Consider the following 24,012-nt stretch of genomic DNA (forward strand, 5'->3'; position numbering starts at 1 on the left):
TTACTATGGAAGGCAACAAACAAGGTCTTATCTCCAGAGGATGTTCTTCAATAGACTCTATCGGGAACAAGAGCCAAGTAGGAAAAGAAGATCAAATTTTTATTTTGGAATTTAAAAACTCCATTACTAGACACCAAAATGTCAGTCATTTACCAATAGACTTTATAAAACTTATAGATAAATCATCACCATTGATTCTTAGTGCCATATCAAATAATGAAGTACTCAAACTAATATTTGATTTTTATCGGACTTCGCAGGATGGGAAACAAGAAAAATATTATTCAATCCTTATTCAAGGGGCACAAATAGTTGATTTTTCAACACGTTATCCACATAGTTTAACCCACAACATGAGCCAGCCCGAAGAACTAATCTCGGTTAATTATTCAGATATTACATGCACCCATCACATGGCGGGCACATCTGGTTATAGTATTAAAGAGAATAATATTTTTTAATAAACCTTAAGTAGTAGTATTTCTACACTACTACTTTTTTATTTGTTTAAGGAAAAACAAACATACTAAGTAAGAACATAACGATTATAATAACAACACATCCTATTATTGCTATTGGCAGAGTGGGTGAAAAAAGAAAGCATAAATAACATAGCACTGCTGTAATAGCTATATGGATAAGATCACTAAATTGTCTATACAAAAATGCAATCGAATTTTTAAAAACACTAATTATTTTATTCTTCATCACTAATTAACCCATCTAAATGCTTAAGAATTAATTCATCCGTAAATACTGAACTATCACCATAATAGTAAGATTCAATTAATGATCCCATATGAGGCTAAATAAAAAAATAAGTAAGATCTAGATTATTAGATTTTAATTTTAAATATAACCTTGGATATTTAATTTTCAATCTATCAGATGCTTTAACCATTTGTTCAAAAAGACCATATGTTGTTAAAGCCGACAGTTGCCAAGTAATAAATCTTTTCACTAAGGCATTCTTCGTGATATCTTTGATTATCTTTTGGGCTATTATATAAGCAATCGTATATACTAACATCTTCTTAACCATTTGTTTTTGTATTAATGAGTTAGTCATATTCTTTGTAGCTTCAGCATAAATTTTTATTTTCTTCTTTCTTTCTTCAGAAGATGAGTCCATTAAATCATTAATAATTATTTCAACGGCATCTATAATAATATCAGGATTCTTAACAATCTCCCAAATTAAACTTAAAATTCGCTCATCTTCTTCTTTAGTTTTTTTACCATATTTTTCATATACTGCATCATGGATCTCATCGTATTGATCGCCCAAATCTTCCCGATGTAAAAACATATGAGAGGTTCTACGAATAGACCTTTTACCGCCTAGATAAGCCGTATTTGCGATATCCTCGACATCTTTAACGACTGAATCGATCATCGAGCCGTATAATTCCTTTTCTTCCGGTGTCATAATTTGACCTTTATCATATAAATAGATTAATATTCTTTTATCTTACTTTTGATTCAAAATCAAACATCAATGTATTTTTATAGATGTAATGTTATTCTGATTAGGTTACAGACGATCTGTCCACTCCCCATTAATCGTGATGCTGGTGGGCTCACCAACATCATTAACTTTAGTATGCCTTACAAGGCAACATTAACTTGTATTGTATAAGTGATCTACTTTTAATCTTTTTCTGCATCATTGAACCACTTAGGCATAGGGTTTTCATCTATAGATAACTTGATAAAAGAATCATCGCCGTTTTGATTCTTTATACATCTTATTTCTTCAAACCCCCATTTTCCATTTCTATCAGAATAATAGACAGTATACTTATCAGCATGAAAACCAAAATATCTTTCTTTAGGATTACTTATTTTCCTCTGCCCACAATATGCTGAGGTTTTCCACTCAAAATTTGTAGCAAAATCAAGTGATAACACCATGAAATTGCCCATCCATATTGGGACCAAAGTTAATGTAATTGAAGTAATGCCGATAAGAAGTAAGTTTGAGCCAAGCGTAATAGGCAGAACGACTTGTTTTCATTAAATTGCAGAGCTTCAGCACGGGAAACTGTGAAGATAATTGCTTAATCGTTTTAAACGCTACTTGGTTTCCTTTAGCAGGAGGGCGCTGGCTTTTTTAGGATTTCTTTCTCCATCCTAAGTTCTTTAATTTCCTTTCGAAGCCTTAATTAATAGCTCAGCTCTATCATCTGAATTCAAGCTGTTACCCGATTGCTCAGCGTCGAATTTTGCTTTCCAGTTATAAAATAATTTATCGGTGATCCCTAAAGAAGCTGCCGCTTTTGGCACGCTATAGCCTGGCTCGGTGACTGATGCGACCGCCTCTTGCTTAAACTCAGTAGTATAAATTCTGTTTGTTCGTTTTTTCATTTAACACCTCAATAATTGGATTATATTCCATTATTAAAGTGTCTTGTTTTATTAAAGCAGAACACTAGCATAGGAAATATTAAAACAAAACACATCACAAGATAAGGATGGCCTTATGACCACTTTTTATTGGTCGCGTGCCAATCACGAGCAACTTTCTCAACGGTATTGAATTCCTTTTGCTGCTCTTCCTTTAATTCTTTCTTGTGTTCGCGTGGATAAATACCTAAAGTAACTTGCTTTCTGGCTGCATCTCTTCTTTCTCTGGCATCTGCTAAAGAGATCTCAGGGTATACACCAAAAGCCATCAAATGTTGTTTACCGTCAAAGCGAAAACGGAAACGCCAGTATTTAGAACCATTGGGGTGAATATACAGAAACAAGCCATCACTGTCTGTCAGTATGTAAGCTTTCTCGTCTGGTTTACCTGCACGAACTTTCGTATCAGTTAATGCCATATTCTTTGTTCTCTTCCCCCCCAGACTGGGTATATATACGAGATATCTCAGATGATTTCGCGTTACATAGATAACTACGTGCCTACGCTACAGGATGCGCCTGCATGTACTATCATTAGCAATGCCATCAATAATGCATAATAAATATTATCGAAGCGACAGATATACTCACAAGGAGGCTAATACGGGTTGGCCTGGATTGACATTCATTGACTAAAAATGCGAGGAAAGCCTTGTAACCTTAAGATTCAGGCATAAAAAAAGACGCCTTGAGCGTCTTAATTTTCACTTTAGTGGTGCCGAAGGCCGGACTCGAACCGGCACACCCGAAGGCGGTTGATTTTGAATCAACTGCGTCTACCAATTCCGCCACTCCGGCACGAAGTGATGTGTTTCTTGGAAAACGTGGTTATTATACTTGCCTTGTCTCGACTAGCAACATTTATCTTGATTATTCAGTTTGTTCGATTAAAAAAAAAGCATGTTGCTTAATATCTCCCTGATTGATATACCGTCCTGCTTTCTAAAATTGAATAACTACTCTCTCTATTAGCCATTTAATGCTTTTTGCTTAATGATCAGCCTAGACATATGTTACTTTAGTCAAATATTTGATTTAATCATTTGCTTCATCAAGGCTGCTGGCGACTTCATACGATTTTTGCTAGCGTATGCACATTGTTGAATTAGTAAAGGTATTTATACATGGGTTTTATAGGCTGGATAGCGACTGGCGTAGTTATTGGCATCCTAATCGGTGCATTAATGAAGGTCTTCGCTAAGAAAAAATAACCTTGGTCTGCTCGACCATCTGCAAAATTACCTATCGGCTGGCTCCTAAACATGAAGAGATCGTTTCTAAAAATTCTGTCAGTGTCTGCATTGTCTCTCGCATTAGCAGCTTGCTCGACGACGACAGAAAAACAACCTAAGTTTTTACAAGGCAATAATGACGCTGAGTCGAATGACTGGCGAGTGTTTGAAGGCGATAGAAGAACCTATGAGCGGGTTGCGAAGATTGTCGATCTGTATGCAAATCGCATTTTTAACGAAAGCGATGCTCGGGGCATGGCAATCATTGTTATTGATAATAACCAAACACTATCACGCTATTATGGGGAAACCGCCCCCGGAAATGGTAAAAAACCGGGCCCTCATTCGCTAGTTAGGATTGCCTCTATCACTAAGTTAATGACCAGTGAAATCTTAATTAAGCTGGAGCAGGATAAAAAATTACTGATAACGGATCCTCTACAACAATACAGTTATCATGGCGTCACTGTACCTGATAATAGTAGTGGCCACCCTATCCGTTTATACCATTTAGCAAGCCATACCAGCGGATTACCACGTGAGCAGCCGGGGGGGAAATGGGGTAGACCTGTTTTTATTTGGCCAACGCAGGATAATCGTTGGAACTGGCTAAAAAATGGTAAACTCGATGCGACACCGGGAACCGAAGCTGCTTACTCAAACCTTGCTTATGATCTGCTTGCTGATGCAATGGTTAAAGCATCGGGGCAGTCCTATCCACAGTTGTTCAGTCGTTATGTAACTTCTCCAGCCAAAATGACCGAAACAACCTATACGCCTAACGCCTCTCAATGCGCAAGGTTGATGGAAGGCACTAAGCCAAGCCCATGCCATAACACGTTAGCGGCGGCAGGAAGCGGTGGTGTCTATTCTACGCCTGCGGATATGCAAAAGTGGATGCAGCAATTTTTATCGACGGATAAAAACCTAAGAAAAGCCACAGCAGCACGTGAGCAAGGTATTTACTTCCCAAGAGAAAAATTACTTGATGTCAAAGGCATGGATGTTGCAGGTCATGCGGATGGTATTGGCCTTGGCTGGGTTTATATGAAGCCACAAAATGGTCGGCCGGGGATTTATCAGAAAACGGGTGGTGGAGGTGGGTTTAATAGCTATATGGCGATGATCCCACAACAAAATATCGGCGTTTTTGTGGTGATGACCCGCAAAGACAGCAGTAAGTTTAGTAAGTTAACCGTGGGGGTTAATGATATGGTGGCCGCTCTATCGGCTAACCATGCGTATGGAAAACATTGAAAGCGTACCGCCGACGCAATGAATGCACTGGCGAGTTATGCCCCAACCCTAAGACACTATTTTATTCAACTTGTTGCCCTTAAATTAGCAATGGGTTGATAAATAACTGCGTGTTGTCATTGCTAAACAGCAAGTTTTCTCAACTGTTACCGAGCGATTTTGGTCGGTAACGGTGCTTACGCGATTAATTTTTATCCTTTGTGATCACGATAATAACCAGTAAGAGCCTATTTAATAGAGTGACAGCACGCATCACGGCACAAATCTTTTTATATTATATTGATGGCTTATTAATACTGTTCTTACTGTATAACTATCAATCATTGGTTTTTGCAAGCACCAAGACATATTCATCGCAATACTAGTGACATAAACAATTCAAGGAGAGAATTTTATGTCATCAATTATTATTAAAACGCATGGTGAGAAAGGGTTGCTGCAAATGCGAGATGGCACTTTTGCGAAAGTGACTAACGCCAATTGCCATGCGCTGCTAGCGGATAAAATTAAAGGCATAAAACAGAGCCCTTCGCTTATAAAACTATGTAGTTGTCATAGTGCTGAAGGGGGGCGATTCTCAAATGCACAAGTCATGGCCAATCAATTAAAACTCCCTGTAATGGGGTTTTATGGCATCACGCACGAGAATATCGTGAAAGCAGCTACTGGCAATAAAAAAGCACACCCTATTTTCCATCCTCAAGAAAATAAATTAAATGCCAAAATAAGTGAGCTAGGTAATCGATTTATTGGTAACTTACTCAAAATTAGAATTTTTATTACTCATCCAACTCTCCCTGAGCCTTTCAAGTATTGATTGGTTTAATACAAATAAATAAGCCACCGCATTACTCAATACGATGGCTTATTGGAATATTATCGATTTTAAAATTGGCTTACTTACGTTTCACCAGCAAGACAATACTGACCCCAAGGAATAGGACGCTTGGTAGTAACGCCGCAATAATAGGCGGTATGGAGTAGACCAAACTCCACTTACCAAACCCTTCATTTAGGACATAAAACAGGAAGCCACCAACAATCCCAGAGACGACACGTACCCCCATCGGTACAGTACGTAATGGACCGAAGATAAATGAAACGGCCATAAACATCATCACTGCTGCGGATAGAGGCGCTAAGATCTTTTTCCACATACTCAATTCATAGACTGCGGCTACCTGCCCACTCTCTTTTAAGTAAGCGATATATTGATAAAGCCCGCGAATCGAAAGGGAGTCTGCACTCAAGGAAACGATACCGAGTTTTTCGGGTGTCAGGTTCGTTTTCCACTCATAAGTTAAGCGCTGGGAGCCCGTAATTTTTTTCTCACTACTTAAAATAGACTCATCAACTTGAGACAACACCCACAATTGATTGTCTTTGTCATAAGCGCCGCTTGAAGCAAACATCACCGATGTTAACTTATGCTGCTCATTAAAGCGGTAGATAGACACTTCTTGAATCGATGTGGTATCAGAGACGCGTTGAATATGAATAAAATCAGGGCCATCTTTCGCCCACATCCCTTCATCTGTCACAACTAATGAGTTACCCACAATTTTTTCTGCGCGATAATTTCTCGCCCATTGATCTGCGCTTGGGGCAACCCATTCGCCAATCAACATCGCCACAATAACCAGAGGGATCGCTGTTTTCATCACGGACAGTGCAATTTGCAAGCGTGTAAAGCCAGAAGCTTGCATAACCACCAGCTCACTACGTGATGCTAAAGCACCTAACCCTAGTAACGCTCCGAGCAGCGCCGCCATCGGAAAGAAAATATCGATATCTTTTGGGATCGTTAATAACGTAAATACCCCAGCGCCTAGGGTCGTATATTCACCATCACCAACTTTACGTAGTTGCTCGACAAATTTGATGATCCCTGAAAGGGACACCAACATAAACAAGGTCATTAAAATAGAGTTGAGGATGGTTCGTCCAATGTACCTGTCTAAAACACCAAACATCAGGCAGCCCCTCTATTAAATTTGACGCGTAAACGGCGCATTGGCACGGTATTCCATACGTTTAGGATAATCGCTAAAGCCAGATACCCTAAGTTAACTGCCCACATTGCATATTTCGGATCGACATCCCCTTTTTCTGCGCTATTACGCAATGTACTTTGTAATAGGAAGAAAATAAGATACAGCAACATGGCTGGCAGCATGCTCAATACCCGCCCTTGACGAGGGTTCACTTCACTCAGCGGCACTACCATTAATGCCATCACCACCACCGAGAAGACAATCGTCAAACGCCAATGGAATTCTGCATTGGAATCAAAGTCATTCGCCTTCCATAACTGAAGCATATTTTTTTGTTCGACTCTATCATTGCGGGCATCACTTGGTTTGTGATCAATAACCGCCTGATAATTTTTAAAGTCGGTGATGCGGAAATCACGTAATAATGCCGTTCCTTCGTAGCGAGTTCCTTCATCCAATACCACAATTTGTCGGCCATCGGCATCTTCTCGCATATAGCCACTATCGGCGACCACTACCGATGGGCGCTGTTCATTAGTGGCGCGCAATTGTGCTAAGAAGACATTTTTAAAGTCATTACCTTTGACGTCGCCAATATACAATACGATGTTTCTATCTTTGGTGGTTTTGAATTGCCCTTCCACCATGGCAGCTAGCCCAGGGTTAGCTTTAGCGTCTGCCAGCACCTGTTCTTGATATTGCGACGACCAAGGAAGCATCCACGCAATATTGCCTATTGCGACCAATGCGGTCAACGTTGCAAGCACCAGAGCGGCCTTAACCAGAACGCTTTTCCCGAGCCCGCATGCATGCATCACCGTAATTTCACTTTCGGTGTACAGTTTGCTGTATGTCATCAGTAGCCCAAGAAATAGGCTTAAAGGGAGGATCAATTGCGCCATTTCAGGCACGCCCAATCCCAGTAACGGTAATACTAAATCTGAAGGAATATTTCCCTGAACAGCAGCCCCGAGAATATCGATGGACTTCTGACTAAAAAAAATCAACATTAGCACAAAAAGGATAGCTAGCTGACTTTTCAGGGTCTCCCGTACCAAATATCTAATAATGATCACGCTTATACGCCTGTGAAAACTTGTCTTTTGGGTGGAAAATGGCTAAGTTCGTTCAATATCTACCATTTGTTAACATATACTCTGGCTCATTGTATGACTAGAATGATATAAAAGCATTCTCTATACTGATTACCCAATCAGAACATGCTTAATATTATTGAAATACCAGATATCTGCTCAGTTTAACATAAAGAGTTCATTCTCTATGAGGTAGATTATGCTGTAACGCTAATTTTAGCGGGAGCATGGGCCTTTGTCTTTAAGATTCAGGAGAACGCATGGAGTTTAGTGTAAAAAGTGGTAGCCCGGAAAAACAACGTAGCGCATGTATCGTTGTCGGAGTCTTTGAACCACGCCGTCTGTCCCCTATAGCTGAACAGCTGGACAAAATAAGTGACGGATATATCAGCGCCCTGCTGCGCCGCGGGGAACTTGAAGGTAAAGTAGGGCAATCCCTACTACTCCATCATGTACCAAATATCCTGTCTGAACGTATTCTACTCATCGGCTGTGGTAAAGAACGTGAGCTAGATGAGCGTCAATTCAAACAGATTATTCAGAAAACAATCAGCACATTGAATGAAACTGGTTCAATGGAAGCCGTCTGTTTTTTAACTGAGTTACACGTTAAAGGCCGTAATAATTATTGGAAAGTACGTCAAGCTGTTGAAACGGCAAAAGAGTCGCTCTACGTCTTTGATCAATTGAAAAGCAATAAAACGGAACATCGCCGTCCACTGCGTAAGTTGGTTTTCAATGTGCCAACACGCCGTGAATTAACGAGCGGTGAGCGTGCTATCGCCCATGGACTCGCCATTGCGTCCGGTGTTAAGGCCGCGAAAGATCTCAGCAACATGCCACCAAACATTTGTAATGCGGCATATTTAGCATCACAAGCACGTCAATTAGCTGACATTTCTGAAAATAGGCTGACAACACGTGTTATCGGTGAAGAGCAGATGAAAGAGCTAGGCATGAATGCTTACCTCGCTGTTGGTCAAGGCTCACAAAATGAATCGCTGATGTCTATCATGGAGTACAAAGGTAACCCTGATCCTGAAGCGAAACCTATTGTATTAGTCGGTAAAGGCCTCACATTTGACTCAGGTGGTATTTCTATCAAGCCAGCAGATAGCATGGATGAAATGAAATATGACATGTGCGGTGCTGCAACGGTTTACGGTGTGATGCGTTTTATCACCGAATTGCAGTTGCCAATCAACGTGGTCGGTGTGCTGGCTGGCTGTGAAAATATGCCAGGAGGACGAGCCTATCGCCCAGGTGATATCCTCACCACGATGTCAGGGCAAACGGTTGAAGTACTTAATACTGACGCCGAAGGTCGTTTAGTGCTATGTGATACCCTCACCTATGTCGAGCGTTTTGAGCCGGAATTGGTTATCGATATCGCCACATTGACAGGGGCTTGTGTGATTGCGTTAGGTAGCCATTACACTGGCTTAATGTCAAACCACAACCCGCTAGCTCATGAGTTATTAAACGCTTCTGAGCAAGCGGGTGACCGTGCATGGCGCTTACCGTTAGCTGATGAATACTATGAGCAAATCAGCTCTAATTTTGCTGACTTAGCCAATACAGGTGGTCGTCCTGCGGGTGCAATTACTGCGGGCTGCTTCCTCGCTCGTTTTGCGACCAAATACAATTGGGCGCACTTGGATATTGCTGGTACAGCATGGCGTTCAGGTAAAGCAAAAGGCGCAACAGGCCGTCCTGTATCATTGTTGTCACAGTTCTTACTGAACCGCGCTGGCCTGAACGGCGACGATTAGTCTTAATTGATGTCCTATAATGACGCGAGTTACAGACCATTGCGTTGTAACTCGCGTCATGGGTCTAGACGCTAAATAGCTCAAGGTGTAGCGAGTCAAATTGGCGTTGCAACTTGAACTATGACGAGTATATAGCACTCAAGAGTGCGATACGCTAAAATAGCCCCATCTTCATTTCAGGGTATTGCCTGTCGCAATACCCTTTTTGCATAACATTTTTCTATTCCATAAAGAAAGAGATGAAAAACGCCACCTTTTATTTGCTTGAACAACCATCGCTGCAAGTGGAGTTAGAAGCCCATGAATGGCTTGCTTGCGAACTTGCGGCGCAAATGTGGCGTGATGGTAAGCGTGTTTTAGTCGCGTGTGAAACCGCTGAGCAAGCAGAAAAACTGGATGAGTCACTTTGGCAAAGAGATCCTCATCAGTTCGTGCCTCATAACCTCGCTGGTGAAGGGCCTCGTTATGGCGCACCGATTGAAATTTGCTGGCCGGGGAAACGCGGAAATGCCCAACGCGATATTCTGATCAATCTTCAGAGCCAGTTTGCAGACTTTGCCACTGCATTCCATGAAGTGATAGACTTTGTGCCTATTGATGAAACTTTAAAACAGTTGGCGCGTGAACGGTATAAAATTTACCGCAGCGTCGGCTTCAATTTGACTATGGCGACGCCGCCAACTAACTGAATACGATATAAAAATGGATAAGAAACCAGATAATGCGATTGCCGAGCCTTCGCTCGATAAAACTTATAATCCCGCTGAAATAGAGCAAGCACGCTATGCTCATTGGGAAAAAAGCGGTTATTTCAAACCAAACGGGGATACTAGCAAAGAGAGTTTCTGTGTCGTTATTCCACCACCAAACGTCACAGGTAGCCTGCATATGGGGCATGCTTTCCAGCAAACGATTATGGATACCATGATCCGTTACCAACGCATGCAAGGTAAAAATACGCTGTGGCAAACAGGTACTGACCATGCTGGTATCGCAACCCAAATGGTTGTTGAACGTAAGATCGCGGCTGAAGAGAACAAAACTCGTCACGATTACGGCCGCGATGCGTTTATTGACAAAATTTGGCAATGGAAAGCAGAGTCTGGTGGCACCATTTCACAACAAATGCGCCGTTTAGGTGACTCTGTTGATTGGGAGCGCGAGCGCTTCACAATGGATGAAGGCCTATCAAAAGCCGTTAAAGAAGCCTTCGTTCGTCTTTATAAAGATAACTTAATTTATCGTGGTAAACGCCTCGTTAACTGGGATCCTAAACTCCACACTGCGATTTCTGATTTGGAAGTCGAAAACCGTGAAATCAAAGGCTCCATGTGGCATTTACGCTATCCACTTGCAGATGGTGCAAAAACAGCCGAAGGTAAAGATTATCTGGTTGTCGCAACCACACGCCCAGAAACTATGCTGGGTGATACTGGTGTGGCGGTTAACCCAGAAGATCCCCGTTATAAAGATTTAATTGGTAAAGAAATTATTCTTCCAATCGTCAATCGCCGTATTCCAATTGTCGGTGACGAACACGCCGACATGGAAAAAGGCACCGGCTGCGTGAAAATTACCCCTGCTCATGACTTTAATGACTATGAAGTCGGTAAACGTCATCAGCTCATTATGATCAACATGATGGATTTAGATGGTAATGTCCGTAGTGAAGCAGAAGTCTTTGATACTCACGGTAACCCATCAACCGCATATAGCAGTGAAATCCCAGAAGCTTACCGTGGTATGGAGCGTTTTGCCGCACGTAAAGCGATTGTCGCGGAATTTGAGCAGTTAGGTTTATTGGTTGAAGTTAAGCCGCATGACTTAACAGTGCCTTATGGTGACCGCGGTGGCGTCGTTATCGAGCCAATGCTAACTGACCAATGGTATGTTCGTACTAAGCCGCTAGCAGAAGATGCCATTAAAGCGGTTGAAGATGGTCGTATTCAATTCGTACCTCGCCAATACGAAAATATGTATTACTCTTGGATGCGTGATATCCAAGATTGGTGTATCTCTCGCCAATTGTGGTGGGGTCATCGTATTCCTGCATGGTATGACGACAAAGGTAATGTCTATGTGGGTCGCGATGAAGATGAAGTTCGTCGTGAAAACAACTTGGGGGCAGAGATTGCACTGCGCCAAGACGAAGACGTATTGGATACTTGGTTCTCTTCCGGTTTATGGACCTTCTCAACATTAGGCTGGCCTGAAAATACCGAAGCACTGAAAACGTTCCATCCTACCGATGTGTTGGTCAGTGGTTTCGACATTATTTTCTTCTGGATAGCCCGCATGATCATGATGACCATGCACTTCATTAAAGATGAGAACGGCGTACCGCAAGTACCGTTCAAAACCGTTTATATGACGGGTTTGATCCGTGATGAAGAAGGCCAAAAAATGTCTAAATCCAAAGGGAACGTTATCGACCCTCTGGACATGATCGACGGAATTTCGTTAGAAGATCTGCTTGAGAAACGTACTGGCAATATGATGCAGCCACAATTGGCTGAAAAAATTGCCAAGCGTACTCGCAAAGAGTATCCAAACGGTATTGAAGCACATGGTACTGACGCACTACGCTTTACCTTAGCGGCGCTTGCCTCAACAGGCCGAGATATCAACTGGGATATGAAACGTCTGTCTGGCTACCGCAACTTCTGTAATAAATTATGGAACGCAAGCCGCTTTGTCCTAATGAACACAGAAAATCAAGACTGTGGTCAGAACGGTGGTGAAATGAGCTTCTCTTTGGCTGATCGCTGGATCATGGCTCAGTTCAACCAAACCATCAAAGCGTACCGTGAAGCCCTCGATACCCATCGTTATGATATTGCCGCGGGTATTTTGTATGATTTCACTTGGAACGAATTCTGTGACTGGTACTTGGAGCTATCAAAACCTGCTGTTCACAAAGGTAATGAAGCGCAAGCTCGTGCAGCACGTTTCACGCTGATCGAAGTATTAGAAGCGCTATTACGTTTAGCACACCCTATTATTCCATTTATCACGGAAACTATCTGGCAACGTGTGAAAGTCGTCAAAGGGATTGATGCAGATACCATCATGCTACAACCATTCCCTGAATTTGATGCAGCTAAAGTGGACGAGCAAGCACTGAGTGATTTGGAATGGATCAAAGAAGCTATCATTGCTGTCCGTAATATTCGTGCCGAAATGAATATTTCGCCGGGTAAACCACTAGATGTATTACTGCGTGGTGCTTCTGAAGATGCGAAACGTCGCGTTGCAGAAAACCAAAACTTTATTAAATCCATGGCACGCCTTGCAAGTATCACGGTACTGGCAGACGGTGAAGAAGCGCCAGTTTCTGTGACAAAACTGGTTAGCGGTACTGAGCTATTGATCCCAATGGCAGGCCTGATTGATAAAGATGCCGAGTTAGCGCGTTTGGATAAAGAGTTAGAGAAAGTACTCAAAGAGATTGAGTCTATCGAAAGCAAACTCGCTAATGAAGGTTTTGTCAGCCGTGCACCTGCTGCCGTTGTTGAGAAAGAGCGCGAGCGCCTAGCGGCTAACATTGAAGCTAAAGGTAAGTTAGAAGCACAAAAAGTGACCATTGCGTCGCTATAATTTGCCTCTTTCACACTGACTTAAAACCCTTATTGGTTCGCCAATAGGGGTTTTTTATTAGAACACCTATCTAAATAAGTAAATCAATCCCGAACCCTATACCCACGTTAATTAATCGATTATTATGATACGACTGCGTTCGCAGATCTCAGATTGAAGTTCCCTTCTGGTTCTCTCTCACTGAGTAGTACAAAACAATAAATAAAGAGAGTTTCTCATGACAACAAATACAACAACCCACACTATTCGTTTAATCGAACAAAAAGATAATGCGGGGATTGCCGCGGTTATCCGTGAAGTTTCAGCAGAACATGGCTTAACGGCTGATAAAGGTTTTGCGGTAGCCGATCCTATTTTAGATACGCTCTATGAAGTCTATAGCAAGCCTCGTAGTGCTTACTGGGTCGTTGAAATGGACGGTAAAATTGTCGGTGGTGGTGGCATATCACAATTAGCTGGCGGTGATAATGAAACAGCCGAGCTACAAAAAATGTATCTCTCTTCGGTATTAAGAGGTAAAGGGGTCGCTAAGCAGATTGTACTAATGTCATTAGAGTTTGCTAAAGCACAAGGTTATACACGCTGCTACCTAGAAACAACCGCAGATTTACAAGCAGCCATTAAACTGTATGAGAAATTAGGCTTTGAATTTATCGATGAGCCACTCGGCAATACAGGCCACAGCGATTGTGAAATCCGTATGCTAAAAGCACTGTAATCACAGTCTCCATAAGGATAGCCAAGCTGCTATCCTTATTACCTATATAGATAGAAAATCGTATAACGTTAAAGATCAAATCTCTTTAGATAATAAGTTTTTTATTATCCCACACTTATGATTGCTATTCATTTCATTGCTATGATCTTGTAAGATAATCAATTCTCTTTCGAGCTTTTTCAGCTTTTCGATATTTTCTCTAATATTAAATAGATGTGAGTTAATCACGCCCTCAACGAGCTCACAATCATCACTATTATTATCCACCAGATCTAATAGTTTTTTTATTTCACGATGAGACATATTAAGACTACGGCAATTTTTTATAAAACGGAGTCGTTCAATATGGTTTTCACTGTAACTGCGATAGTTATTATCATTTCTATTCGGAGGAACGATTAGGCCCTCTTTTTCATAAAACCGTATTGTCTCTCTTGGAATATTGAATAATTTTGATACTTCACCTATTTTCATATTCTTCCACCTAAAAACAGAGATAGGTTATTTTAAATTTTCAATAATGCTAATCCTTACCATTATTGTAAGGTCAAGAAAAACGATGATTTGATTATTTTTCTTATTTAATGTTTTTATTTCAACAAATTAAAAGTAAAACCATCAAAGGTTAACCTATTCAGCTAGCCGCTAGACCAACAATTTTTAGTTTATTGCATTATCTAGCTGGCTAGCTAGGCTTAATACTTTATGACACGATTGTTATCAAAATACGCTATACTACGCATGGTACCTGAGTGCGGTTTCTCTCCTATATTTAGCAGGGGTTACTTTCAATTTACGCTTAAAAGCTCTTGTTAACCCTTGCTGTCCATCAAAACCGTATCTAAAAGCAATATCAATAATCTTGTCATTTGTCTGTTTCAAATCAGATGACACCTTTAATAGCCTCTTAATTAAAAGATATTGCCCTAAGCTGACGCCCACGGTATTTTTAAAAATACGTTGAAAATACCATTTTGAATAGCCAGCCCTATGAGAGATTTCCGCAATATTCAGTGGCTTATCCACATTCATATCAATCCATAAAAGAATATCTTGTATCACATTTTCTCTAATGGTGTGATGACTCATCACTCATCTCCTTATAAAATCAAAGGATTTTATTGATAAAATATAACATGTCCTCGGAGTTTAGTTTCGCCACTTGCTCCAACAATTTTATAACTACTCGCCCCTATCTTTTTTGCCGTTTCCTGAGCTTGCGTTTCTATTGATGATAAACTCGCATCACCAATAAATGTGGCTGAGCTGAGTATTTTTTTATGCGTATCTACAGATAAATAATTCTCAGTAACCTTATTTGATGCCTGTTGAGAATATGTTTGATTATTTGCAGCGACGCCTTGATAACTAACTAGGCTTAATACAAATAAAGCGATAATCTTTTTCATCATTAATCCTTATTTATGTCCGTGTTTTAATTAATGATGAATATTAAAAACCTTAAAGTAGATACAAGGTCAATAACTTATTTGGCTTTTGCAAACTTATTTTTATATCTATCTCTAAGATAACCTTATTGAGAGTATTCAATTTATTTAATTAAAAATAAACGTAAACACTGTCCTTCAATATATTCCCACACCTGCTTGCATTAAAACGGTTGACCTTACAACTACTGTAACCTTTACCCTTACACAACATTGGTTATTCAACATTAAAGCTAACAATGAAATCAATTAATTAGGTAAAGTTTATTATGAAGATGAAAATCGGAATATATGCGACATTTGTTGTGGCTATGGGGATAAGCGGCCTCGCTATCGCACAAGATGCTAATAATGATAATAAACCCGAAACGACAAGTTCTACGATGCTCCCTAAAGTGCCTGTCGCGGAAGTGATCCAACGAGAAATGACTCCTTTTTCTGAATTTACAGGCTACTTAGCTTCACCCAAAACGGTTGATTTACGCTCTCGCGTGGGTGGACGGATTAATTCTGTAGACGTTCCTGAAGGGCAACTGGTTAAAAAAGGCGATTTACTCTTCCAAATCGACCCTCATCCATTTCAAATCGCCTTGCTTGAGGCTGAGGGAAAATTAAGCCAAGCAGAAGCCTTAGCGGCTCAAGCTAGTAGAAATTACCAACGCCTCAAAGGATTAGTAAATAAAGGTGCCGTTTCGCGGAAAGATTATGATGATGCCTTATCCACGCTGACCGCAAATAATGCACAAGTAAAATCAGCAAAAGCCGCGGTAGAATCCGCCAAACTCAATTTATCTTATACGCAAATTCGTTCCCCTATTGCAGGCCGAGTCGATAGAGCCTTTATTACTGAAGGGAACCTAGTGACTGGTGGCGACACCAGTAGTGCAACACGTTTAACTACGATTGTTTCAATTGACCCAATATATGCTTATTTTGATATTGATGAAGCCACTTTTCATCAATTAGCGGGGTTACAATCATCAACAATAAGCAATACTAAGGCCACATTACCGCCCGTTACCATACAATTACCGAATGAAAAAAGTACCCACTATTTAGGAAGCCTGAATTTTGTTGGTAACCAAATAGAGCGGACAACAGGCACAGTAAAAGTGCGCGCCGTCGTTGCTAACAAAGAGGGGAAACTGATTCCCGGCGCTTTTATTCGTGCACAACTTCCTACCGGCCCTAAAAAAACCACCATTTTAATTGATGACCAAGCAATCGGCTCTAATCAAGGGCAAAACTATGTCTTGGTTCTTGATAACAATAACCAAGCTGAATATCGCCCTGTCCAGTTAGGTGCCCTAGTTGATGGCCTTAGAGTGATCAATGAGGGTTTAACTGCGGGTGAAAAGGTCATTATTAAAGGCCTTGTTAGACCGGGTATGGCGGTGATGCCTGAATACACCTCAATGGATCCTTCATCAACAAAAGAGCCTCACCAAACTCAACATCAACCTTCAGATGAAATAGAGGAAAACAGATAATGAATTTTCCCCGTTTCTTTATACAGCGCCCTATCTTTGCCATGGTCTTATCAATATTTATATTGATAGCAGGGATTTTGAGCTTTTATAAATTGCCCCTAAGCGAATATCCATCCGTGACTCCCCCTACGGTTCAGGTTATCGCCAGTTATCCAGGTGCAACACCCAAGGTGATCGCTGATACGGTGGCCTCCCCCATCGAACAAGCGGTTAATGGGGTAGAAGGCATGCTCTATATGAGCTCGCAAATGTCGACCGATGGAAAAATGGTACTGACCATCTCTTTTAGGCAAGATGTCGACCCCGATATTGCACAAATTCAAGTGCAAAACTTAGTTTCGCGCGTCATTCCTCGCTTGCCTCAAGAAGTTCAACAAATTGGCGTCACAACGGAAAAAACGTCACCGGATGTCCTAATGGTCGTCCATATGTACTCACCCAATAATGTCTATGACCCACTGTTTGTCTCTAATTACACTTTACTCAATGTGCGTGATGAAATTGCTAGATTACCCGGTGTTGCCAGCGCATTAGTTTGGGGGGAAGGTGAATATGCGATGCGAGCATGGATTGATCCCACAAAAGTCGCATCATTAGGCTTAACGGCAAATGATATCGTTACGGCTATTCGCGAACAAAATATTCAAGTCGCTACAGGTTCGATTGGGCAGCAGCCGAACTCAACGTCCTCATTTCAAATCAGCGTCAATGCACTTGGTCGACTCACAACCGAAGAGCAATTTGGCAATATTATTATTCAAACAGGCGAAGATGGGCAGTCGACCTATTTAAAAGATGTCGCTCGATTAGAGCTAGGTGCCGATAATTATTCACTTCGCAGCTTACTGAATGGGCAAAACGCGGTTGGCTTACAGATTGTCATGAGCCCCGGAGCAAATGCGTTGGAAGTGGCGGAGTCGGTACGAGAAACCATGGCTCGTTTACAGGCTAACTTTATCGAAGGGATCGACTATAAAATTGCCTACGATCCAACTATTTTTGTCAGCGCCTCACTAAAATCGGTCGCTATCACCTTACTTGAAGCCACCATATTAGTGGTTATTGTCGTGGTGCTCTTTTTACAAAGTTGGCGAGCATCAATCATTCCGTTAGTAGCTGTTCCCGTATCACTCGTGGGAACATTTGCCTTTATGTACCTATTCGGCTTTTCTCTCAATACACTATCGCTATTCGGTTTAGTTATCTCAATAGGGATAGTGGTGGATGACGCGATAGTCGTCGTTGAAAACGTTGAAAGGCATATCACGGAAGGATTAACACCAAAAGAAGCCGCCTTTAAAGCGATGGAAGAGGTCACAGGCCCTATTATTGCCATTACATCAGTATTAGCGGCTGTTTTTATTCCAACCGCATTTTTATCCGGTTTACAAGGTGAGTTTTATCGACAATTTTCATTAACGATCGTGATTTCAACGATTATTTCTGCGATTAACTCATTGACCTTATCTCCTGCTCTCAGTGCTATCTTACTGAAGCCCCATGATAAAAATAGCAAACCAGACTGGTTGACTCGCATTATCAATGCGATATTTAGTCGCTTTTTCGCTAAATTTAATCTCTTTTTCAATGCATTATCCAACAAATACGTTCAGATTGTACGCCGCTGCATACGAGGAAGTTTAATTATTCTTGTGCTATATCTTGGCTTTGTTGGGCTAACCGCACTCGGGTTTAAAGTGGTTCCTAATGGCTTTGTTCCTGCACAGGATAAATATTACTTAATTGGCGTCGCGCAATTGCCTTCGGGTGCTTCTCTCGATAGAACAGAAGCGGTTGTTAAAGAGATGTCACGCCTCGCACTGATGGAGCCTGGTGTTGAAAACGTGGTAGCGTTCCCTGGCCTCTCTGTAAATGGCCCCGTTAACTTACCGAATTCAGCACTCATGTTTGCAATGCTCAAACCGTTTGATGAGCGTACAGATCCTTCACTATCAGCAAATGCCATCGCCGAACGCCTAATGGGTAAATTTAGTCAAATACCGGATGGTTTTGTTGGCATATTCCCTCCACCTCCGGTTCCCGGCTTGGGTTCGATGGGGGGCTTTAAGGTACAAATAGAAGATAGGGCTGCTCTTGGCTTTGATGCGTTAGCGCAAGTGCAAGAGCAAGTGTTGATGAAAGCAATGCAAGCCCCCGAATTAACTGGCATGATGGCAAGTTTCCAGACCAATTCGCCACAAATCGATGTGGATATTGATCGCGAAAAAGCCAAAGCGCAAGGTGTTATGCTCACCGATATCTTTGATGCATTACAGATTAATTTGGGATCACTCTACGTCAATGATTTCAATCGTTTTGGTCGAACCTATCGCGTCATTGTGCAAGCAGATACGCCCTTTAGAATGGATCCTAAAGATATTGAACTCATCAAGGTACGTAATAAGCATGGGGAGATGATCCCTCTGAGTAGCTTAGTGACGATTACCCGTACAAATGGCCCTGATCGCGTGATCCACTATAACGGTTACCCTTCTGTCGATATCACCGGCAACGCGGCTCCTGGCTTTACTTCAGGACAAGCCACTGATGCGATGGAGAAGATCTTACGTGAAACATTGCCCGAAGGCATGAGCTTTGAATGGACAGATCTAACCTATCAAGAGCAGTTAGCGGGTAATTCAGCACTCTATATTTTCCCATTAGCAGTGCTATTTGCTTTCTTGATCTTGGCTGCTCAATATAACAGTTGGTCATTACCATTCTCTGTACTATTAATCGCGCCAATGGCTCTACTTTCTGCTATTGCCGGCGTATGGTTGCTCAATGGAGATAATAATATCTTCACACAAATCGCTTTCATTGTACTGGTCGGCCTTGCTGCAAAAAATGCGATTTTGATTGTTGAATTTGCGATCGCCCAAGAGAAACAAGGAAAAGATCCTTTAGCCGCCGTATTAGAAGCCGCTCATCTACGATTACGCCCTATTTTGATGACATCCTTTGCCTTTATTGCTGGCGTGATCCCGCTTGTTTTAGCGACGGGAGCGGGTTCAGAGATGAGACAAGCCGTGGGGGTTGCGGTGTTCTTCGGCATGCTAGGTGTAACGCTATTTGGTTTACTATTAACCCCTGTTTTCTACATGATGATACGTAAATTAGCGGGTAAAAAATCCCCATAATCGACCTCAAAAACAGTTCGCTAAACAACGATAGTTTAGCGAACTCATAATACAAACCTATTATATTGCATATAAAACAAAGAGATAGTTACATTTGACTGTGGCTATCTCTTTTTTGAACATAATAATAAAAAAAATGCTTGACCTTCCCCTTAAGGTAAACGTTAGGCTTTACGCATGATGATACTTAAGAGGGTAAATCAATGACTACGAATCTATCTCAATCTTCAGCCAATAGGCTGAGTTTACCAGTCGAAGGAATGACCTGTGCATCCTGTGTAGGCCGTGTCGAACGTGCCTTAAAAGCGGTCGATAATATTGATACCGCCGTCGTGAACTTAGCAACTGAACGTGCAGACATTACATTTAAAGAGCATGTTGATGTAGACGCCGCGATCCGTGCGATTGAAAGTTCAGGCTATAAAGTCAGAGAAGAAATCACAGAATTAGCCATTGAAGAGATGACGTGTGCATCTTGTGTTGGTCGTGTTGAAAAAGCACTTACTCAAATACCCGGTGTTATTGAAGCGAGTGTCAATTTAGCCACCGAGCGCGCTCGCATTCGCCATTTGTCTGGAGCCGTCACTGCCGCTGACTTAGAAGCTGCCGTTGTTCAAGCCGGTTATAAGCCTCGTCGCTTATCCGATGCCAGCACTAATGTGAATGAGCAAGCGGATGAACGTCGTGAACAAGAGGAGCGTTCACTGCGCCGTTCACTATTTACTGCCGCAATATTTACGCTACCAGTATTTATTATTGAAATGGGCTCTCACTTTATTCCGGGTATTCATCATTGGGTTGCAAATACTCTCGGTCAGCAACTCAATTGGTATATCCAATTTGTGTTAGCCACTCTCGTTTTATTCGGCCCAGGCTTGCGCTTTTTCCAAAAAGGGGTTCCCGCGTTGCTGCGTGCTGCACCGGATATGAACTCACTGGTTGCAGTCGGTACGGCAGCCGCTTACGGCTATTCCGTTGTTGCCACCTTTATGCCACAAATTCTGCCCGTTGGCACTGCGAATGTGTATTTCGAAGCCGCGGTCGTTATCGTGACATTAATTCTGCTTGGTCGCACATTGGAGGCGCGAGCAAAAGGGAAGACGTCTCAAGCCATTAAACGCCTTGTTGGCTTACAAGCCAAAACAGCACGAGTGGAACGTGATGGCAAAATGATCGAAATTCCACTCGATGAAGTCGCCACCGACGACATTGTTTTCGTTCGTCCGGGTGAAAAAATTCCTGTTGATGGTGTTGTTATCGAAGGGGCTTCTTATGTCGATGAAAGCATGATCACCGGTGAACCAGTTCCTGTCTCAAAAGAAATAGGCTCTGAGGTTGTCGGCGGTACTATCAATAAAACAGGGGCATTCAGTTTCCGTGTGACCCAAATTGGTTCAAACACCGTATTAGCACAAATTATTCGCTTAGTTGAAGAAGCGCAAGGATCCAAACTACCAATCCAAGCATTAGTGGATAAAGTCACGATGTGGTTTGTGCCAGCGGTCATGGCAGGTGCAGTTATCACTTTCTTTATTTGGTTGATTTTTGGCCCAGATCCTGCGCTCACCTTTGCTCTGATCAACGCCGTTGCGGTATTGATTATTGCATGTCCGTGTGCGATGGGCCTTGCGACACCAACATCTATTATGGTCGGTACTGGTCGTGCAGCGGAATTAGGTGTTCTTTTCCGTAAAGGTGAAGCCTTACAAGCTCTGCGTGATGTCAGTGTCGTCGCTCTGGATAAAACCGGTACGTTAACAAAAGGTCGCCCTGAATTAACTGATCTCGTTCCAGCAGAAGGATTTGAATATGATGAAGTTTTAGCCTTAGTTGCTGCGATTGAAACCCGCTCCGAGCATCCGATAGCCGAAGCCATTGTGGCTGCCGCAAAAGAAAAAGGGATTTCATTTGCCGCAATCGAAGAGTTTGAAGCTGTACCTGGGTTTGGTGTTTCAGCGAAAGTAGGAGGCCGTTCAGTTTCTGTCGGGGCAGACCGCTTTATGAAACAACTCGGCTTAGAAGTGAGCCATTTCCAACCAACCGCATTACGCTTAGGCGAACAAGGCAAAAGCCCGCTGTATGCGGCAATTGATGGGCGTTTAGCAGCAATTATTGCCGTTGCTGACCCAATAAAAGAGACCACCCCAGAAGCGATTAAAGCCTTACATTCATTAGGCTTAAAAGTGGCGATGATCACCGGTGATAATGCGGCAACGGCTGCTGCAATCGCTAAGCAACTCGGTATTGATGAAGTGGCTGCCGAAGTACTGCCTGACGGCAAAGTCGCAGCACTAAAACAGTTCCGTAGTAATGGCAATAAAGTCGCCTTTGTGGGGGATGGTATTAACGATGCTCCTGCACTTGCCGAAGCCGATGTTGGGTTGGCTATCGGTACGGGAACAGACGTCGCCATTGAAGCGGCAGATGTGGTCTTAATGTCAGGTGACTTGCGTGGTGTTGTCGATGCAATTGCCTTAAGCCAAGCGACTATCCGTAATATAAAACAAAACCTATTTTGGGCGTTCGCTTATAACGCGCTCTTGATCCCAGTGGCAGCAGGCTTACTGTACCCAATTAATGGCACTTTGCTTTCACCGATTTTAGCGGCGGCGGCAATGGCTCTTTCTAGCGTCTTTGTATTAGGTAACGCCTTACGTCTTAAACGCTTCCAAGCACCGATGAAAGAAGGTATCACTCAATAAACAATCGACAAGCCAGGCCTTGCTCAGGTCTGGCTATACCAATCGAAAGGAGAACATGATGGCGCTGACATCTCAACCTAAAATTACAATTTACACCACCCCCACCTGCCCCGATTGCCAATTGCTCAAAGAGTGGTTGGTTAAAGAGCAACTTACATTTGACGAGCGGGATCTGACCGACCCACAAATTATGGCTGAGGCGAAGGCGCGTACTGGTGTACGCGTCGCGCCAATTACCCTAATTGGAGAGCATCTATTTTACGGCACTTTTGCCTCACAAAAACCAAACATTATCGCCGCTCTTAAACGGGCAAAAGAGAAGTCATAAGCACCTTGTTTCAAGGGGTATCATACTGTTGGAGAGGTAAAATTATGAATATTGGTCAAGCAGCCAAACTTTCTGGTATCTCAGCAAAAATGATCCGTTATTATGAACAAACAGGTTTGCTCCCCAAGGCTAAGCGTACCGATGCAGGATACCGTTATTACAATCAATCCGATGTCGATAGCTTTAATCTTATCCGCCGCGCTCGAGCACTCGGTTTTTCCACTGAACAAATTTCTGTTTTACTGTACTTATGGCGGGATAGAGAACGCACTAGCGCCGATGTTAAGGCGATGGCACTCACCCATCTTTCCGAGCTAAAAAGAAAAATCAATGAACTACAAGCTATCGCTAAAACATTAGAAACACTGACTCAACATTGCCATGGCGACAGTAAACCTGATTGTCCGATCATTGAAAATTTAGTGAACCCAACAAAGCGCGATGAGACGCCGCCAGCTAAAAATCGTCGATTCGATAATTTCTCAATGCGTATGGTAAAAAATTGATTGACCTTCCAATAGGGGGAAGCTTTATATTGATTAACGTATTGATAATAGGAGTGTAAAAATGATTAATTTAACTATCCCAAAAATGGCTTGTGATGGCTGCGCGAAATCAATCAAAAAAGTGGTATTAGATATTGATGCGCAAGCACAGGTTGAAGCAGACCCTGCGACGAAAAAAGTGCAGATCAACAGCCGTATTGATGAAAGTATTTTCCGTACCGCACTCAGTACAGCAGGGTACCCAGCAGATCCAGCTTAAGAAAGGTTTATTGATAGCTGGCTGACTAAGATAGATATGCCATGTTAGCCAGTTATTTAGGATATGGAT

At 42.1% G+C, this 24,012-nt stretch carries 21 protein-coding genes, 1 tRNA gene and 1 pseudogene; 13 read left to right on the forward strand and 10 right to left on the reverse strand.

The window, feature by feature from the left end; genetic code table 11:
- A partial coding sequence (locus tag PR675_RS10685) for an Hcp family type VI secretion system effector (protein WP_272582744.1) occupies positions 1 to 461 on the forward strand: 461 nt, incomplete at its 5' end.
- 344 nt (positions 462 to 805) lie between these two features.
- Here PR675_RS10685 and PR675_RS10690 read toward each other — a convergent pair.
- From PR675_RS10690 to PR675_RS10710, 5 genes and pseudogenes are all read right to left on the reverse strand, one after another.
- The gene (locus PR675_RS10690; RefSeq protein ID WP_060561465.1) at positions 806 to 1,429 is read right to left on the reverse strand and encodes a hypothetical protein; all 624 of its coding nucleotides are present in this window, start codon (positions 1,427 to 1,429) and stop codon (positions 806 to 808) included.
- Positions 1,430 to 1,650: 221 nt separating this feature from the next.
- Positions 1,651 to 1,914, reverse strand: coding sequence for a hypothetical protein (locus PR675_RS10695; RefSeq protein WP_052038336.1), 264 nt, complete (start codon positions 1,912 to 1,914; stop codon positions 1,651 to 1,653).
- 228 nt (positions 1,915 to 2,142) lie between these two features.
- Complete coding sequence (locus PR675_RS10700; RefSeq protein ID WP_072197236.1) at positions 2,143 to 2,367, reverse strand: transposase; 225 nt, start codon at positions 2,365 to 2,367, stop codon at positions 2,143 to 2,145.
- A 116-nt stretch (positions 2,368 to 2,483) separates the two neighbouring features.
- Positions 2,484 to 2,825, reverse strand: a pseudogene (locus PR675_RS10705) (Arm DNA-binding domain-containing protein); the annotation flags it as partial.
- 294 nt (positions 2,826 to 3,119) lie between these two features.
- Positions 3,120 to 3,204, reverse strand: a tRNA-Leu gene (locus PR675_RS10710).
- Positions 3,205 to 3,668: 464 nt separating this feature from the next.
- Between PR675_RS10710 and ampH the strand changes: the two genes are divergently transcribed.
- On the forward strand, positions 3,669 to 4,895 hold the full coding sequence (ampH, locus tag PR675_RS10715) for a D-alanyl-D-alanine-carboxypeptidase/endopeptidase AmpH (RefSeq protein ID WP_004915965.1): 1,227 nt from the start codon (positions 3,669 to 3,671) through the stop codon (positions 4,893 to 4,895).
- Positions 4,896 to 5,289: 394 nt separating this feature from the next.
- Complete coding sequence (locus PR675_RS10720; protein ID WP_004915963.1) at positions 5,290 to 5,712, forward strand: hypothetical protein; 423 nt, start codon at positions 5,290 to 5,292, stop codon at positions 5,710 to 5,712.
- A 79-nt stretch (positions 5,713 to 5,791) separates the two neighbouring features.
- On the opposite strand, the gene lptG is transcribed toward PR675_RS10720, so the two are convergent.
- On the reverse strand, positions 5,792 to 6,868 hold the full coding sequence (gene lptG, locus PR675_RS10725) for an LPS export ABC transporter permease LptG (protein ID WP_004915962.1): 1,077 nt from the start codon (positions 6,866 to 6,868) through the stop codon (positions 5,792 to 5,794).
- The gene (gene lptF / locus PR675_RS10730) at positions 6,868 to 7,965 is read right to left on the reverse strand and encodes an LPS export ABC transporter permease LptF (RefSeq protein ID WP_004915961.1); all 1,098 of its coding nucleotides are present in this window, start codon (positions 7,963 to 7,965) and stop codon (positions 6,868 to 6,870) included. Before lptF ends, lptG begins: the two co-directional genes overlap by 1 nt.
- A gap of 278 nt (positions 7,966 to 8,243) precedes the next feature.
- Between lptF and pepA the strand changes: the two genes are divergently transcribed.
- From pepA to PR675_RS10750, 4 genes are all read left to right on the forward strand, one after another.
- Complete coding sequence (gene pepA, locus PR675_RS10735; RefSeq protein ID WP_004915960.1) at positions 8,244 to 9,755, forward strand: leucyl aminopeptidase; 1,512 nt, start codon at positions 8,244 to 8,246, stop codon at positions 9,753 to 9,755.
- 239 nt (positions 9,756 to 9,994) lie between these two features.
- A complete protein-coding gene (locus tag PR675_RS10740; RefSeq protein WP_060561467.1) occupies positions 9,995 to 10,444 on the forward strand; it encodes a DNA polymerase III subunit chi in 450 nt (149 codons plus the stop codon).
- Between the two features lie 13 nt (positions 10,445 to 10,457).
- On the forward strand, positions 10,458 to 13,352 hold the full coding sequence (locus PR675_RS10745; RefSeq protein WP_004915958.1) for a valine--tRNA ligase: 2,895 nt from the start codon (positions 10,458 to 10,460) through the stop codon (positions 13,350 to 13,352).
- A 217-nt stretch (positions 13,353 to 13,569) separates the two neighbouring features.
- Positions 13,570 to 14,070, forward strand: a complete 501-nt coding sequence (locus PR675_RS10750) for a GNAT family N-acetyltransferase (RefSeq protein ID WP_004915956.1) — start codon at positions 13,570 to 13,572, stop codon at positions 14,068 to 14,070.
- A gap of 75 nt (positions 14,071 to 14,145) precedes the next feature.
- Here the strand turns inward: PR675_RS10750 and PR675_RS10755 are convergent, their stop codons facing one another.
- From PR675_RS10755 to PR675_RS10765, 3 genes are all read right to left on the reverse strand, one after another.
- Complete coding sequence (locus tag PR675_RS10755; RefSeq protein WP_004915954.1) at positions 14,146 to 14,544, reverse strand: MerR family transcriptional regulator; 399 nt, start codon at positions 14,542 to 14,544, stop codon at positions 14,146 to 14,148.
- A gap of 261 nt (positions 14,545 to 14,805) precedes the next feature.
- Positions 14,806 to 15,159 carry a helix-turn-helix domain-containing protein gene (locus tag PR675_RS10760; RefSeq protein WP_060561468.1) on the reverse strand — a complete coding sequence of 118 codons (354 nt, stop codon included), beginning with the start codon at positions 15,157 to 15,159 and terminating at the stop codon, positions 14,806 to 14,808.
- Positions 15,160 to 15,188: 29 nt separating this feature from the next.
- On the reverse strand, positions 15,189 to 15,479 hold the full coding sequence (locus PR675_RS10765; RefSeq protein ID WP_230089100.1) for a YdgH/BhsA/McbA-like domain containing protein: 291 nt from the start codon (positions 15,477 to 15,479) through the stop codon (positions 15,189 to 15,191).
- A 308-nt stretch (positions 15,480 to 15,787) separates the two neighbouring features.
- Here PR675_RS10765 and PR675_RS10770 point away from each other — a divergent pair, with 308 nt between their 5' ends.
- From PR675_RS10770 to PR675_RS10795, 6 genes are all read left to right on the forward strand, one after another.
- Entirely contained in the window at positions 15,788 to 17,008 is a 1,221-nt protein-coding gene (locus PR675_RS10770; RefSeq protein WP_053110795.1) for an efflux RND transporter periplasmic adaptor subunit, read from the forward strand.
- Entirely contained in the window at positions 17,008 to 20,148 is a 3,141-nt protein-coding gene (locus tag PR675_RS10775; RefSeq protein WP_060561469.1) for an efflux RND transporter permease subunit, read from the forward strand. Before PR675_RS10770 ends, PR675_RS10775 begins: the two co-directional genes overlap by 1 nt.
- A 203-nt stretch (positions 20,149 to 20,351) precedes the next feature.
- Complete coding sequence (locus tag PR675_RS10780; RefSeq protein ID WP_036942728.1) at positions 20,352 to 22,850, forward strand: heavy metal translocating P-type ATPase; 2,499 nt, start codon at positions 20,352 to 20,354, stop codon at positions 22,848 to 22,850.
- 58 nt (positions 22,851 to 22,908) lie between these two features.
- Complete coding sequence (locus tag PR675_RS10785) at positions 22,909 to 23,178, forward strand: glutaredoxin family protein (RefSeq protein ID WP_014657353.1); 270 nt, start codon at positions 22,909 to 22,911, stop codon at positions 23,176 to 23,178.
- Positions 23,179 to 23,222: 44 nt separating this feature from the next.
- Positions 23,223 to 23,684, forward strand: coding sequence for a Cu(I)-responsive transcriptional regulator (cueR, locus tag PR675_RS10790; protein WP_004915938.1), 462 nt, complete (start codon positions 23,223 to 23,225; stop codon positions 23,682 to 23,684).
- Positions 23,685 to 23,745: 61 nt separating this feature from the next.
- A complete protein-coding gene (locus tag PR675_RS10795; RefSeq protein WP_004915936.1) occupies positions 23,746 to 23,943 on the forward strand; it encodes a heavy-metal-associated domain-containing protein in 198 nt (65 codons plus the stop codon).
- The last annotated feature ends 69 nt before the right edge of the window (positions 23,944 to 24,012 follow it).

Source organism: Providencia sp. PROV261 (assembly GCF_028477945.1).
In the GTDB taxonomy this organism is placed as follows: Bacteria; Pseudomonadota; Gammaproteobacteria; order Enterobacterales; family Enterobacteriaceae; genus Providencia; species Providencia stuartii.